This window comes from Virgisporangium aurantiacum (assembly GCF_016863635.1).
Classification (GTDB): Bacteria; Actinomycetota; Actinomycetes; order Mycobacteriales; family Micromonosporaceae; genus Virgisporangium; species Virgisporangium aurantiacum.
On record NZ_BOPG01000003.1, the window covers coordinates 146,497 to 161,621 of the forward strand.

A 15,125-nucleotide genomic window follows, 5' to 3' on the forward strand; every position below is an offset into this window, starting at 1 on the left:
TCACTCCTCGTCCTCGCGGGGTCCGGCTCGGACCCAGTCTCCATCAACGCGTCGGACGAGCTCCCACTACTTCGACACGGCCGCCGAAGATATTTCCGGCGACCCGATATCGGCCGCAGTGTCGGCCGGGACGTCGTCGGTCGCGTCGGCCGGAAGCTTCGGCGCGGGCGACGGCCACGGACGCAGGCCCTGAACGACGCCGCGGTAGAAGGTCTCGACCGATCCCACCACGGTCGGCACGAACGCGCCCCGCACGCCGGACCGCCGCTGCCCGAGCGGCGTGCACCCGGTGAGGCGGAACGCCTTGATGTCCAGCGACCGGTCACCGACCAGCAGCGCCGGCTTGGCCCGCACGTCGGCGAGCCGCTCGCACGCCGTCTCCGTCCTGCCCGCGAAGATCACCTCCACCAGGAGGTCACCCGGCGCCTCGTCACCCAACTGGCGCAACAGCCAGGCGACGCGGCGGGTGCTGTTCCACTCCTGCGGCGCGCCCACCTCGACCGATGTCCGTACCTGGCCCACCCGAACGTCGGCCACCACGGACAGCGGGCCGGCCGCACCGGGTACCCGCAGGGTCGCGTCGAGCGCGCCGTCGGCGGCCAGCCTCGTCAACACGGCCTGCCGGCGGGCGACCGGGTCGCCGGCCAACTTGCGCGGCATCACCGAGGCGACCGCGACGCCGAGATCCGCGGTCAGCTTCAGCGACAGCCACCGGACCAGCCGGAGCCACGCGTCCGCCACCGCCGGCGCCTTCCGGTCGCCGGCCCGCAGCGTGCCGGCGACGACCGCCTCGCGCACGGGAACCCACGCCGCACCCATGTCGTCGAACGTCGCGGCGCCGGACCGGGGATGGTCGAGGTACCGGATCAGCTCGGCGAGAATCCACGCCTGGGTGGGATCGGAGATGCCGCGGTGGGTGAGCGCCATGCGCGCCTCGTGGATGATCTCGGCCCAGGAGACGTGGATGAGCGCGACCTTCCTGGTCTTGCGCTTGTCGACGGAGATCGGGTGTTCGCCGGCCCCGGGCGAGATCTCGTTCGAGAGCGTGACGACGGCGTCGTATCCCTGCTCCCGCGCCACGTCGAGGTAATTCTCCACCTGCTCCCGCCGGAGCTGGCCGCTGCCGGTCTTGACCTCGAGAAGCGCGGTCCACACCCGCCCGGCTCGGGCGACCTTGAGCACGCCGTCCGGGATCACGGTGCGGTCGCCGAGGGTGAACTGGACCTCCGCGAACGTCTCGACGGTGCCACCGGGCCCACCGAGCCGGGTGGCGATGCACCGTCCGAACTGCTTGACCGCGTACATCGTCGACAGCAGTGCCGAGGTCGCCCGCTTCTCCTGCTCGTCGGCCGCCCCGATACCCGCGACCGAGAACAGCCGGGCGGACTGCCACCCGTCCCCGTCGGCCAGGCTGGGCACGCCGACCGCGCTCGTCGCCTTCTTCGGCCGCCGGGTCCGCACCCCGGTCGACCGGCTCCGGGTGGCCCGCGGCGCCGGCTCGACAGGCGCAGCCTCGACCGGAACCGGCTCCTTGACCGTCACAAACTCCTCGACCGACACCAGGTCCCCCACCGGTGCCGGGTCCTCGGCCAACACGACCACCGCGTCGGCCGGCTCGTCGGCCTCGACGGTCGTGACGTAGTCGGTCGCGTCCGGCGGGTCCGGGGTGGTGTCCTCCGGCTCCTCGTCGACACGGACGCCGAAGTCGGTGGCCAGGCCGGCGAGACCGTTCGCCCAGCCCTGCCCGACCGCGCGGACCTTCCACCTGTCGTTGCGGCGGTACACCTCGCCGAAGACGAAGGCGCTCTCCTCCGTCGCGTCCGTGATCTCGTACCGGGCGATGTGCTCGTCGGCGCCGTCGAGCACCACGAGGCGCAGGTCGCGGAGGTCCCCGAAACGCCCCCGATCGACGCTGGCGGCCAGCGCGATCGTCGAGACCTCGGCGGGAACGGCCTCCAGGTCGATCGCCAGCTTCTCCTCCACGCCGGCGTCGGTCACGGTCTGGCCGAGAAGGCTCACCGACCCGTCGACCGACGCCGGTTGGTTGTAGAAGACGAAGTCGGCGTCGCTGGCCACCTTGCGATCCGACCCCAGCAGCAACGCCGACGCGTCGAGCGTGCGCTCACCGCTCGCGTCGTTCCAGCCGAGGACGATCCGCAGTCGCTGAACGTCGATCGGCAACTCGAAATTCTCGCCCTTTACGATCCGTCGAGCCTCCATGCGCGGAGAGCGTAGACCGGTCAGTTCCCGGCGGAGTGCCCCTCGACCACACGGTGGCGCATCGGGCCGGAGGACCGTCCGCGGGTACCTGTGGGCTTCAGCCGAACGACCATGCGGCGCCACGGGAGGGCGACCAGCACCCAGCACGTGGTCGTCAGCGAGACGCCGACCACCACGTCGAGGAGGTAGTGGTTGGCGGTCAGCACCACCGTGGCGATCATCGCCATCGGCAGGACGACCCCGAGGGCCTTCAGCAACGGGCGCCGGGCCGCCGCCACGATCGCCAGGCCGATGAGCAGGTTCCAGCCGGCATGGAGGCTGGGCATCGCGGCGAACTGGTTGGTGAAGATCGTCGGCTGCAGCACCCGGTACGAATGCGACGTCAGCGTCACCGTGTCGGCCATGCCGAGGCCGGCCAGGCGGGGCGGGGCCACCGGGAACAGCGCGAAGAACGCGAAGCCGATCGCGCCCGAGAGCATCATCGCGTTGCGGAGGCGGAGGTACACCGCGGCGTTGTACCGGGCCAGGATCAGGAACGTGGTGACGATCACCGGCCAGTGGCCCCAGATGTACACCCAGTTCAGCACGGTACGGAGCGCCTCGGACGAGGCCAGGTCGCGCTGCAGGGCCGGCTCGTGGTAGATCCCGAGCCAGCGTTCCCAGCCGATGATGCGGTGCGCGTTCTCGACCGCGACCGAGGGGTCGCTGTTGGTCGCGCCGCGCACCAGGAAGTAGACGGCCACGGCGGCGGCCACCACCGCGATCTGCGGGAGAACCCGCACGGCCTTCGTCGTGGTCGCGGCCGCCGGCGGCTTGCCGGCCGCCGGCACACGGTCCTTTGTGGACCGGGACGGACGCACCTGGCGCGGCACAGCCGGCTGCTGGACATCCCCCCGGACAACCTGCGGTACTGCCTCGCGGATCGCCATGAGCTCAGCTTCGGGGATCGATGCCGATAGGCCATCCGGATCGGGCACCGGAGTTAACCCTGATTCGCTCCGTAGGGGTTGCTCAGTTGTCATAGCGGTACAGGTCGTACTTCGTCATGATGCCCGTCAGCAATGAGGTGTAGTTCGGGTCGGTCGCGTACCCGGCCTTGTGCACCTCCGCGGCGAACTGGTTCGGGTTGGTGGAGTACTGGAACGCGTTGGCGTAGCGCTTCATGCTCGACAGCGTCAGCGAGTGGTCGCGCAGCGAGTCCAGCGTCGAGGCGTACACCTTGAACGACTCCATGGCGGGGTGGCAGCCGGTCGAGTCGCACTCCTTGGTGGGGAAGATCCGGCAGCCGATCGCGGTTCCGGTGGCCTTGCCGAGCGGGCACTTCATCCCGAAGTAGTTGTTGGCGGTGCGCGGGATGTCGCCGCGGCCCCATCCGGACTCCAGGATCGCCTGCGCCATGATGACCGACGCCGGCACCTTGTACTCGCGGAAGTTGTGCATCGCCGGCGCGGCGACCATGGTGATGAACGCGGTCTGCTCGGCGGTGAGGCCGGCCTTCGGCGCCGGCACCACGGGCGCGACCGGCGCGACGACGATCGGGCTGTTGCACGTCGTCGGCGTGCTCATCACGTTGGTGACGTACGAGTGCGACACGTAGCGGCCCTCGCCGATGCGGTCCCACACCGTCGTGGTGCCACCGGGCCCGGCCACATTGGTACCGACCTCCTGGCACAGGATCTGGACGACCTGCGCGGCGCTGAGGTTGCCCACCGACGGCGCGGTGGTCGACGGTCCACTTCGGACATTCACCCACTGCCGGGCGGTGGCGGTGACCGGAATCTCGTCGCACTTCACCGGCTCGCCGACGACGTCTTTGACGTACGAGTGCGACACGTACCGGCCGCCACTCATCCGGTCCCACAACGTCGTGGCGCCACCGGGTCCGTTGACGTTCGTGCCCACCTCCTGGCAGAGAATGGAGACCGCTTGCCCGCCCGAGAGCGAGCCGACCGACGGCGCGGTGATCGAAGGTCCACTTCGGACGTTAACCCACTGCCGGGCGGTACCGCCCACGGCGTAGGTGGTGACGTCCGACACGCTAACGTCCGCGGCGGCGGCGGGTGCCGCACCAAGGGTCAGCAGCGGTGCGACAGCGAGCAGGGCAAGAGCGATGCGACGCATGAGGGGGCAACCTTCGGCCGAGGGACGCGGACGAACACAAGGGTTCGTGCGCCCGGGTCGGACCGACGGTCGCGATGAGGTGCGAAGAGGTAGTTAGGCCCGTAACTGGTCGATCGCTCGATAGATCCGGGTGGCCGAGATCGGGTACGGCGTACCGAGGTTCTGCGCGAACAGGCTCACCCGCAGCTCCTCGATCATCCAGCGGATCTGCAGCAGGTCGCCGCTCATCGGCACCTGGCCGCGCAGCTCGCGGTACTCCCGCTCGATCTCCTGGAGCTGGCCCATGAGTTGGGCGTCCCGGCCCGCCCGGTCGGGCAGGCTGTCGAGGCGACGCTCGATCGCGCGCAGGTACCGGGGCAGATCGGGCAGCCGCCACCATCCGGTCGCGGTGACGAATCCCCGGTACACCAACGCCTTCAGCTGCGACCGCACGTCGAGCACGGCGTTCGGCACGGAACCGGCCAGCGCCGCCAGCCGTTGCTCGACGGCGTAGGCGAGCCCGAGGATCGGCGTCACCTTGCCGACGGTGTCGAGAACGGTGCCGACGAGTTGCGGCCGCACCTTGTCGCGCAGCGCGACGAAGCCGGCCTCGTCCCACACCGGGCCGCCGGCATCGGCGACGAGCTTGTCGAGGGCCGCGGCCACGCAGTCGTCCAGAAGATCGGGGACGCCCTTGTGTGGGTTGCGCCCCAACGCGAGCTTGGCGTGGTTGCTCAGCCGGCCCACCACCTGCTTCACCGGTGGCGGGATGGTCAGGAGCAGCAGGCGCCGGGTGCCCGTCCACATGTTCGCGGCCTGCTCCCCCGGCGTCTCGAACAGCCGGACGCCGACGGAGTCGCCCTCGTCGACGAGCGCCGGATACGCGGTGACCGTGAAGCCGGCCAGTTCGCGCGTCACCTCGCGGGGCAGCGCTCCGAGCGTCCACTCGCGGAGCCCGCTCCGTTCCAGCTCGGAGCCCGCGGCCGCGACGGCCGCGCGGACCTCGCCCCGCAGCGACGCCTTCAGCACGGCCAGATCGCGCCCCTGACCGCGCACCTGACCGCTCTCGTCGCGCACCCGGAAATACATCTTCAGGTGATCGGGGACGCGGTTCCAGTCCCAGTCCTCGCGGGCGATCTGCTCGCCGGTGAGGCGCAGCAGGTGGTACTCCAGGGCGTCGAGCAGCGGTTCGTCGGTGGGTTCGCCGAGCCGACCGAGGACATCGGCGACCGTGTCGGGCACCGGGACGAAGTGCCGCCGCACCGGTTTCGGCAGCGACCGGATGAGCTGGGTCACCACCTCCCCGCGCAGCCCCGGCACCTGCCACTCGAACGGGCCCGGGGAGATCTGTCCCAGTAACGCCAACGGAATGTCGACGATGACGCCGTCGTCGGAAGCGCCGGGCTCGAACCGGTATGTGAGTGGCAGGTCGAGCCCGCCGGGCGTCCACGTTCCCGGGAAGTCGTCGGGGCTCACGCCGGCCGCGATCGCGTTGAGCAGCATTTGGCGGGTGAACGTCAAAAGGTCCGGCTGCTCGCGCCGGACCCGTTTCCACCAGGTGTCGAAGTGCCGCGCGGATACGGCCTCCGCGCCGATCCGCTTGTCGTAGAAGTCGAAGAGGACGTCGTCGCTGACGACGATGTCGCGCCGGCGGGTCTTCTCCTCCAGCTCGGCGACCTCGTCCAGCAATGCCTGGTTGGACGCGAAGAACCGGTGCTGTGTCTGCCAGTCGCCCTCGACGAGCGCGTGCCGGATGAACAGCTCCCGGGCCAGCGGCGCGTCGACGTTCGCGAGCAGCACGCGGCGCTGCCCCACGATCGGCACGCCGTACAGCGTCACCCGTTCGTACACCATCGCCGCACCCTGTTTGGAACTCCAGTGCGGTTCGCTGTAGGCGCGCTTGACCACGTGGCCCGCAAGCGGCTCGATCCACTCGGGCTCGATGCGGGCGTTGACCCGGGCCCACAACCGTGACGTCTCCACGAGCTCCGCCGAGACCACCCACTGCGGCGTCCGCTTGAAAAGCACCGAACCGGGGAACACCGCGAACTTCGTGCCGCGGGCTCCGAGGTACTCGTTGCGGTCGCCCTCCTTCAACCCCACGTGCGAGAGAAGACCGGCCAGCAGGGCCGTGTGGATCCGCGCGGGATCGGGTTCCGCAAGCTCGTTGAGCGTGACGCCCAGCTGGCGTGCCACCTGCTTCACCTGGCCGTGCAGGTCCTGCCACTCCCGCACCCGGAGGTAGTTCAGGAACTCGTCGCGGCACATCCGCCGGAAGCCGCTGGACGACCGCTGTTTCTGTTCCTCCCGCACGTAGTTCCAGAGGTTCAGGTACGCCATGAAGTCCGACGTCGGGTCGGCGAAGCGGGCATGCTTCTCGTCGGCCGCCTGCTGCTTCTCGGCGGGCCGCTCCCGCGGGTCCTGAATGGACAGTGCTGCCGCGATCACCAGCACCTCGCCGACGCAGCCGTTGCGGTCGGCCTCGATCACCATGCGGGCCAGGCGCGGGTCGATCGGCAGTTGCGCGAGCTGGCGCCCGAGCGGGGTGAGGTTCCGGTCGGCGGTGAGCGCGCCGAGTTCCTCCAGAAGCTGCATGCCCGCGGTGACGTTGCGCTTGTCGGGCGGCTCGATGAACGGGAACGCGGCGATGTCGCCCAGCCCGAGCGACGTCATCTGCAGAATCACCGACGCGAGGTTCGTCCGCAGAATCTCCGGATCGGTGTAGGCGGGCCGGTTCGCGAAGTCCTCGGCCGAATACAACCGGATGCAGATGCCCGCCGCGACCCGGCCGCACCGCCCGGCCCGCTGGTTCGCCGATGCCTGTGACACCGGCTCGATCGGCAACCGCTGCACCTTCGTGCGGCTGCTGTAGCGGGAGATGCGGGCGGTGCCCGGATCGACGACGTACCGGATGCCCGGCACGGTGAGCGAGGTCTCGGCGACGTTGGTGGCGAGCACGATGCGCCGGCCGGTGTGCGCCGCGAACACCCGGTGCTGCTCGGCGATCGACAGGCGTGCGTAGAGCGGCAGCACCTCGGTGTTGCGCAGGTTGCGTTTGCCGAGCGCGTCGGCGGTGTCGCGGATCTCCCGCTCGCCGCTGAGGAACACGAGCACGTCGCCGGAGCCCTCCAGCGCGAGTTCGTCGACCGCGTCGCAGATCGCCTCGATCTGGTCGCGCGGCTCCTCCGACGGGTCGTCGGGATTGTTGACCGGCCGGTACCGCATCTCCACCGGATACGTGCGGCCGGACACCTCGATCACCGGCGCGTCGCCGAAGTGGCGGGAGAACCGCTCGGTCTCGATGGTGGCCGAGGTGATGATCACCTTGAGGTCGGGCCGGCGCGGCAGCAGCTGCTTGAGGTACCCGAGAATGAAGTCGATGTTGAGGCTGCGCTCGTGCGCCTCGTCGATGATGATCGTGTCGTACCTGGTGAGCGACCGGTCGCGGGCCAGCTCGGTGAGCAGGATGCCGTCGGTCATGATCTTGACCAGCGTGTCGTCGCGGGTCTGGTCGGTGAACCGCACCTGGTAGCCGACGGCCTCGCCCAGCGTCGTGCCGAGTTCCTCGGCGACCCGGTCGGCCACCGTGCGGGCCGCGATGCGCCGGGGCTGGGTGTGGCCGATCATGCCGCGGATCCCCCGGCCGAGCTCCAGACAGATCTTGGGCAGTTGGGTGGTCTTGCCCGACCCCGTCTCCCCCGCGACGATCACCACCTGGTTGGCGCGGATGACGTCGGCGATCTCGTCCTTGCGCTGGCTGACCGGCAGCGCCTCGGGGAACGTGATCCGCGGCGCCGCGCCGGTCTTGTCGCCGAGGGAGGCGACGGCGGCGCGGCGGCGCTCGACCCGCTCGGCGGCCGCGGCGATGTCGGCGTCGATCGCGGCCATCGCGGCGGCGCGGTCGCGCGCCTTGCGGGCCCCGTCGAGGCGACGGCGAAGGCGCCGCTCGTCGGCGACCATCAGATCGCCGAGACGGTGGCTACGGGGGCGCGGCTCCTCGGACATGACCCGGCAAGGATAGGCAGGCGTCGCCCCGAGGCGCCCCTGGTTAACTCTTCAGCCGACCGGCGCGCCGCCGATCAGGGGGACATGGGTCGGTTCTGGCTGTACTGGCTGATGCTCGGTGCCGCCGCGATCGGCGGGTACTTCCTGGTACCACAGAACACGGGCGCCTCCGGCGTCTACTACTGCGTGATCTCGATGATCTCCGCGTTGATGATCGTCGTCGGGGTTCGGATGCACCGGCCGGCCAAGCCCCTGATCTGGTACCTGCTCGCCGCCGGCCAGGTCGTCTGGGCGGTCGGCGACATCGTGGAGAGCGTCAACAAGTTCGTGTTGGGACGCGATCCGTGGCCGTCCGAGTCGGACGCGGTGTACCTGTCCGGCTACGTGGTGATGGCGGCGGCGCTGTTCGTCCTCATCCGGGGTCGCACGCCGGGACGCGACCGGGCCGGCCTGATCGACGCCGGCATCATCGCCACCGGCCTGACGCTGGTGGTCTGGACGTTCATCATGCGGGAGAACTGGGCCGCCGACGACACCGTCATCGGGCGGCTGACGTCGCTGTCCTATCCGGTCGGCGACATCCTCCTGCTCGTGATGCTCGCCCGGCTGATCATCGCCCCCGGCGCCCGCACCGCCAGCTACCGGCTGCTCATCTCGTCGCTCGGCGGGCTGCTGGTCGTCGACCCGATCTACACCTACGTGACCACGGTCGGCGTCTACGAGGGCGGTCTGATCGACCTCGGTTGGCTGGCCTCCTACGTCCTGTGCACCGCGTCGGCGCTGCACCCGTCGATGCGGTCGCTCTCGGAGACCTCGCCCGACAAGGCCGAGCGGCTGACCACGCACCGGGCGATCCTGCTGACCATCACCGTGCTCCTCGCCCCGGTGATTCTCATCGAGCAGGGCCTGTTCCACTCGGAGGACATCGCCTGGGAGGCGGTCGCCATTTGCGCGATCGTCCTGTTCCTGCTGGTGATGCTGCGCATGTTCGGGCTGGTGAACCAGGTGCAGGACCAGGCCGCGCAACTCGACGCGCTGGCGCACAACGACGCGCTCACCGGCGTCCCCAACCGGCGCGCCTGGGACCTGGAACTGGCCCGGCGGATGGCCAACGCCAGTCACTCCGGCGAGGACGTCGTCGTCGCGATCCTCGACCTCGACCACTTCAAGCGGTTCAACGACCAGTACGGCCACCAGGCCGGCGACCGGCTGCTCAAGGAGGCGGCCGCCGCGTGGCGGGCCGAATTGCGCGCCACCGATCTGCTGGCCCGGTACGGCGGCGAGGAGTTCGGCGTCTGCATCACCGGCATGACGGCGGCGGCCGCCGCGAAGCTCATCGAACGGATGCTCGCCGTCACGCCGCTCGGCCAGACGTTCTCCGGCGGCCTGGCCGCGTGGACCGGCGAGGAGGCGCCGGAACGGTTGGTCGCCCGCGCCGACGCGGCGCTGTACGGGGCGAAGAGTGCCGGCCGCGCGTGCGTCATGGTCCACACCGGACAGTCGGTCACCGCACCGGTCGCCGACCCGTTGGGGGCAACAACAGGTTGAGGTCGCCGAACTCGTGCCACAGGTAGCGGGCGTCGACCGCGGCCGCGTAGCAGCGCGCGAGCAGGTCGGTGCCGGCCACCGCCGCGAGCATGTCCAGGTGCGACGCGCGCGGCTCGTGGAACCCGGTCAGCAGCCCGTCGACCACGAGCACGCCGCGATCGGGGGTCACGATCAGGTCGGTCCAGCCCTCCGCCGGGCGGACCGCGCCGGAGGAGTCGGCCGCCGTCTCGATCGCGCGCACCGCGGTCGTGCCGACCGCGATCACGCGGCCGCCGTCGTGCCGGGCCCGGTTGACGACGCGCGCGGTGGTGGCGGATACCGAAAAGCGTTCAGGATAGGGACGCTCGTGAGCTTCCGGGCTCGCGACGCCGGTGTGCAACAGGACGGGCGCGAACTGGACGCCCCGCGCGACCAACCGGGTGACCAACCGGTCGGTGAACGCCCGCCCCGCGCTCGGCATCTCGGCGCTGCCCGGGTGCTCGGCGAACACGGTCTGGTAGAACTCGATCGGCCAGTCGCGGCGCACGTAGTTGTACCGGATCGGCCGGCCGTACCGGTTGAGGTACTCGCGAACGGTTCCCGGAACGTCCACGGTGGCCGCCCACAGCCGGCCGTCGCTGAACGGCTCGGTGAGCGTCACCGTCGCGTTGCCCGGCAACGGGTACGTCTCGCCCGGCTGGCCGTCCCCGTACGGCGCGGTTGCCTTGCCGGCGTTGCGGCGCAACTCGACGAGCCACCGGCCGTCGGCCAGTTCGGTGGAGAGGTGCAGCGCCATCGGCCGGCCGCGCACCGGCAGCGCCGCCGGCAACGTGCCCGACGTGTTGACCACGAGCACGTCGCCGGCCCGGAGCAGCGACGGCAGGTCGGTGAAGCGGTGGTGGTGCACGCCGTCGCCGTCACCGACGAGCAGCCGGACCTCGTCGCGGGCGAGCCCGCGCGCCTCCGGCGGTTCGTGCGCCTCCAATGTGGACGGCAGGGCGAAGTCCAAGACGGTCATCGCTCACTCCAGATCATGACGGTGGCACCGGCCGGGCCGGGTACCTCGAATCCGTAGTGCCCACGCGGGTAGCGGTGCGGCGCGACGCCGAATCGCCCGGCGAACGTGTTCACCGCGCTCTCGCCGTCGACCTCGAAGGCCAACGGTGGAGGCCGCGCCGGGCCGGGCTGGATGCCCTCGACCAGCTCGATGACCGCACCCTCCGCCGCGCGGAGCACGCTGCCGCGCTCGTGCGGGTGCTCCCAACCGTCCACTTCGGACAGTCCGATGTGGTCGGTGTAGAAGCTCCGCGCCGTCGCCAGATCCGTGACGACGTACGGCAACCACAGCGTCTTCACGCGGCAACCAGTTCCGAGATACGCACACGGCCCGACGCGGGACGGGTCTTCAGCAGGCGCAGGAACCCGGGCACGGCGGCGGCCGGCTCGGGCCGGTCGCTGATGTCCTCGCCGGGGAACGCCTCCTGGTGCATCCGGGTGCGCAGGTCGCCCGGATCGACCCACCAGACGCGCACGGTCGGCTCCTCGGCGGCCAGGATCCGGCTCGCCTGCTCGACCGCGGCCTTCGCCGACCCGTAGCCACCCCAGCCCTCGTACGCCTCGACCGCGGCGTCCGAGGTGACGTTGATCAGCGCGCCGCCCCGCGCCCGGAGCCCCGGCAACGCGGCCTGCGCCAGCGCGATCGGCGCGATGACGTTCACCTCGTACACGGTCCGCAGCACGTCGAGCGGGTACTCGGCGAGCGGCGGCTGCGGGCTCGGGCCGAGGATCCCGGCGTTGTTGACCACGAGGTCGGCACCGCCGAGCGCGTCGGCCGCCGCGATGAGCGCGGCGCGGTGCGCGGGATCGGTGACGTCGCCGGCGATCGCGGTCGCCGACGGGCCCAGCAGCTGGGCGGCGGCCGTGAGCGCCTTTGCGTCGCGGCCGTCGACCACGACCCGCCATCCGGTGTCGACCAGACTTTCGGCGAGCGCGAACCCGAGCCCGCGGGAGGCGCCCGTAACAATCGCAACAGTCATGCCACCGACGCTATGACCGCCGGTTCGCCGTGCCCTCGGGCGCAGGTCGGCCACGTCCTCGGTCTTTGGTCCTAGGACTCCGTTGTTTACGCGTCCGCGGCGGGTAGCTTCGTGAGCATGACCCGCTCAGACCGGGCCGAGCTGCGCGAGGTGAGCGCGGCTGTCCTGGCCGTCACCGCGCACCTGTCGGTGCGAGACGTGCTGCGGACGATCCTGTCGGCGGCACAACGCCTGGTCGACGCGCGGTACGCCGCGCTCGGGGTGCCCGACAAGAAGGGCTCGTTCGCCGAGTTCCTCGCCGTCGGCCTCACCGACGAGCAGTGGCGGGCCATCGGGCCGGTGCCGCGCCGGCACGGGCTGCTCGGCGACCTGTTGTGTGACCCGGAACCGGTGCGGTTGCGAGACGTGAGCACCCACCCGCACTTCTCCGGCTGGCCGTCGGCACACCCGCCGATGACCGCGTTCCTGGGCATCCCGATCGTCTACGACGGCGAGATCCTCGGCGAGCTCTTCCTCGCTGACAAGTGCACGCCCGGCGGTTTCACCGAAGACGACGAGGAACTGGCCAAGCTGCTCGCCGGGCACGCCGCGATCGCGATCGTCAACGCCCGCCTGTACGAGCGCAGCCGCGAACTGTCCATTGTGGAGGAACGGCAGCGGATCGCGCGGGAACTGCACGACGCCGTCACGCAGAAACTGTTCAGCCTGCGGCTCACGGTCGAGGCCGCCACGGCGTTGCTCGACACCGACCGCGACCGCGCCGCCGACGAACTGGCCACCGTGAAGCGGCTGGCCGCCGACGTCGCCGACGAGATGCGCGCGGTGGTCGCCGGCCTGGTACCCACCGACCTGGCCGGTGACGGCCTCGACGCCGCGCTGCGCAAGCAGATCGAGTTGCTGAACCGCGTGCACGCGGCCCGCATCGGCATCGCCACCGACGACCACTGTCCGGTGCTGCGGGCCGACCGGCAGGAGGCCGCGTACCGCATCGCACAGGAGGCGCTGCACAACGCGTTGCGGCACGCGGATCCGACGCACATCGCGCTGACGCTGCGAACGCGCGGCCACGAGGTCGAACTGTCCATTGTGGACGACGGCACCGGCTTCGACGTCCGCGCTTCGGAGGCCGCCGGGCGCCGGCTGGGCCTGGTGTCGATGCGGGAACGCGCGAGGGCGGTCGGTGGCCGGCTCGACGTGACGTCGTCGACGTCCGAAGGAACCACGGTCCGCCTCGTGCTGCCTGCGGGAGAGCTCGATGACTGAGCCGATCCGCGTCCTCGTCGTCGACGACCATCCGGTGGTGCGGCAGGGCCTGCGCACGTTCCTCGACCTGCAGGGCGACCTCACCGTGGTCGGCGAGGCGGGCGACGGCGACGCCGCGGTGGCCGCCGCGATCGAGCACCGCCCCGACGTGATCCTGCTCGACCTGCGCATGCCCGGCGCCGACGGCACGGTGGCGCTGCGCGGGCTGCGCGAGTGCGGCGTGCCGTCGAAGGTGCTGGTGGTCACCAGCTTCACCGACCCGGGCGCGGTCGTGCCCGCCCTGCGCGCCGGCGCCGCCGGCTACGTCTACAAGGACATCGACCCGCCCGCCCTGGCGGCGGCGATCCGCGCCGTGCACGCCGGTCACGTCCTCATGAACGCCGACGTCCTCCGCCTCCTCGCCGCCGGCGACGGCGCTCCGCCCGGCGCCGCCCTCACCCCCCGCGAACGCGATGTGCTCGTCGAGATCGCGCGCGGCCACTCGAACCGCGAGATCGCCCGCGCGTTGAACGTCTCGGAGAAGACCGTCAAGACCCACGTGAGCGCGATCTTCACCAAACTCGGCGTGGCCGACCGCACCCAGGCCGCGCTTCACGCCGTGCGAGTCGGCCTCGTCTGAGCCGCGACGCCTGCCTCGCGGGCGAACGCGCGGGCCGGGCCGTCCAGCCGGTAGCGGTGGCCGTCCGGGGTGGTCAGGCGGTGCAGCAGTCCACTGTCCGCGATCGCGTCGAGGCGGGCGCGGGCGACCTCCGGCGTACAAGCTGTCGCGGCGGCGACGGCCCTCGGCGTCAGCGCGGCCGGGTCCGCGGTCGTCAGGAGGGCGAACATCCGCCTGGTGGTCCCGTCGAGGGTGTCGTGAGCGGCCGCCAGCCGGTCGCGGACCGCAAGGTCGCCGGCGGTGAGCAGGTCGAGGGGACGCGGTGCGGTCGCCAGCAGGGCCAGAAGGTCCGACGGGGACACGTCGGGATGGGCGGCCAGCCGGATTCCGACGGCCCGCAGCGCCAACGGTGCGAACCCGCACCAACGGGCCAGCGGCTGAAGGTCCGCCGGGTCCCGGCCCGCGGACCGGCGGATCAGGTCCACCGCGGCCTGCTCGTCCAGCGGATCCACGCCGATGTGCCGGGCGCCCTCCAGCCCGAGCAGCCGCCGGTGGCTGGTGACCAGGACGGCGCACCCCGACGACCCCGGCAACAGGCTCCGGACCTGTGCCTCGGTCGCCGCCCCATCGATCACCACGAGGACCCGCCGGTCGGACAGGTACGAGCGCAGCAGCGCCGCCCGGTCGACCGGGTCGGTCGGTACATGACCGTCGGACGGGCCGACGGCGAACACCGCGTGGGCGAGCGCGTCGGCTGTGCCGCGCAGGTCCAGGAACAACTGGCCGTCGGGGAATTTCGCCCTGACCCGGTGGCCGACGTGCACCGCCAGCGCGGTCTTCCCGACGCCCACCGCGCCGTTGACCACGACCACGGACGGGCAGCCCCGGACCCGTCCAGTCGCCGGTTCGGCGGTGAGCGCGCCGACCACCTCGTCGCTCACCCGGCCGCGTCCCACAAGGTCGGGCACGGCCATCGGCAGTTGGGCCGGCACCCGCGTCTCGCCGTCACCGGGCCGCGGCCGGCTCGGTACCGGTTCGCCCGGCCACGGCTCGCCCGGCCACCGACCGACCGCCTGCCGGCTCCGGACGCCGCGCAGCACGGCAACCTGCGCCTCGTCGAGGTTCAGGACCCGGGCGATGCGGACGAGCGAGTCGCGGCGCAGGCGGCTGTGCACGTTGCGCTCGATGTTGCTGATCGCGCGCACGCTGAGTCCGGTCAGGTCGGCGACCTCCGCCTGGGTCATGCCGGCTCGGCGCCGCGCACCGGCGACAACCTCACCGGGCGACCGGTTCCGACCGCTCTCATCGCTCATCCCGTCTTCCCCCATGATCGAGGTCGTTCGGGTATCTAACAATTTCCCCTATCGAAAGGATGC

At 71.2% G+C, this 15,125-nt stretch carries 11 protein-coding genes; 3 read left to right on the forward strand and 8 right to left on the reverse strand.

Features of this window, described 5'->3' with window-relative positions:
• Positions 1-66: 66 nt before the first annotated feature.
• The 4 genes from Vau01_RS01345 to hrpA form a co-directional block, all read right to left on the reverse strand.
• Entirely contained in the window at positions 67-2,220 is a 2,154-nt protein-coding gene (locus Vau01_RS01345) for a TerD family protein (RefSeq protein ID WP_275423904.1), read from the reverse strand.
• Between the two features lie 20 nt (positions 2,221-2,240).
• Complete coding sequence (locus tag Vau01_RS01350) at positions 2,241-3,149, reverse strand: phosphatase PAP2 family protein (RefSeq protein WP_203986093.1); 909 nt, start codon at positions 3,147-3,149, stop codon at positions 2,241-2,243.
• A gap of 82 nt (positions 3,150-3,231) precedes the next feature.
• On the reverse strand, positions 3,232-4,341 hold the full coding sequence (gsmA, locus tag Vau01_RS01355; RefSeq protein WP_203986097.1) for a sporangiospore maturation cell wall hydrolase GsmA: 1,110 nt from the start codon (positions 4,339-4,341) through the stop codon (positions 3,232-3,234).
• 93 nt (positions 4,342-4,434) lie between these two features.
• The gene (gene hrpA / locus Vau01_RS01360; RefSeq protein WP_203986099.1) at positions 4,435-8,325 is read right to left on the reverse strand and encodes an ATP-dependent RNA helicase HrpA; all 3,891 of its coding nucleotides are present in this window, start codon (positions 8,323-8,325) and stop codon (positions 4,435-4,437) included.
• Positions 8,326-8,409: 84 nt separating this feature from the next.
• Here hrpA and Vau01_RS01365 point away from each other — a divergent pair, with 84 nt between their 5' ends.
• On the forward strand, positions 8,410-9,873 hold the full coding sequence (locus Vau01_RS01365) for a GGDEF domain-containing protein (RefSeq protein ID WP_203986101.1): 1,464 nt from the start codon (positions 8,410-8,412) through the stop codon (positions 9,871-9,873).
• On the opposite strand, the gene Vau01_RS01370 is transcribed toward Vau01_RS01365, so the two are convergent.
• Genes Vau01_RS01370 through Vau01_RS01380 form a run of 3 tightly spaced genes read right to left on the reverse strand, consistent with a single transcriptional unit; the run spans position 9,830 to position 11,888 of the window.
• The gene (locus Vau01_RS01370) at positions 9,830-10,870 is read right to left on the reverse strand and encodes an S-adenosylmethionine:tRNA ribosyltransferase-isomerase (protein WP_203986103.1); all 1,041 of its coding nucleotides are present in this window, start codon (positions 10,868-10,870) and stop codon (positions 9,830-9,832) included. The two genes, Vau01_RS01365 and Vau01_RS01370, sit on opposite strands and share 44 nt — an antisense overlap.
• Positions 10,867-11,208 (reverse strand): VOC family protein, encoded by a 342-nt coding sequence (locus Vau01_RS01375; protein ID WP_203986105.1) that lies wholly within the window; start codon positions 11,206-11,208, stop codon positions 10,867-10,869. Before Vau01_RS01375 ends, Vau01_RS01370 begins: the two co-directional genes overlap by 4 nt.
• Positions 11,205-11,888, reverse strand: coding sequence for an SDR family NAD(P)-dependent oxidoreductase (locus Vau01_RS01380; RefSeq protein ID WP_203986107.1), 684 nt, complete (start codon positions 11,886-11,888; stop codon positions 11,205-11,207). The genes Vau01_RS01375 and Vau01_RS01380 overlap by 4 nt, the downstream gene beginning before the upstream one ends.
• 117 nt (positions 11,889-12,005) lie before the next feature.
• Here Vau01_RS01380 and Vau01_RS01385 point away from each other — a divergent pair, with 117 nt between their 5' ends.
• Together Vau01_RS01385 and Vau01_RS01390 are read left to right on the forward strand one after the other, a co-directional pair.
• Complete coding sequence (locus tag Vau01_RS01385) at positions 12,006-13,151, forward strand: GAF domain-containing sensor histidine kinase (protein WP_203986109.1); 1,146 nt, start codon at positions 12,006-12,008, stop codon at positions 13,149-13,151.
• A complete protein-coding gene (locus Vau01_RS01390) occupies positions 13,144-13,770 on the forward strand; it encodes a response regulator (RefSeq protein ID WP_203986112.1) in 627 nt (208 codons plus the stop codon). The genes Vau01_RS01385 and Vau01_RS01390 overlap by 8 nt, the downstream gene beginning before the upstream one ends.
• Here the strand turns inward: Vau01_RS01390 and Vau01_RS01395 are convergent.
• Positions 13,743-15,077: a helix-turn-helix domain-containing protein gene (locus tag Vau01_RS01395; protein ID WP_308440426.1), complete on the reverse strand. Its 1,335-nt coding sequence runs from the start codon at positions 15,075-15,077 to the stop codon at positions 13,743-13,745. The two genes, Vau01_RS01390 and Vau01_RS01395, sit on opposite strands and share 28 nt — an antisense overlap.
• Between the last annotated feature and the right edge of the window lie 48 nt (positions 15,078-15,125).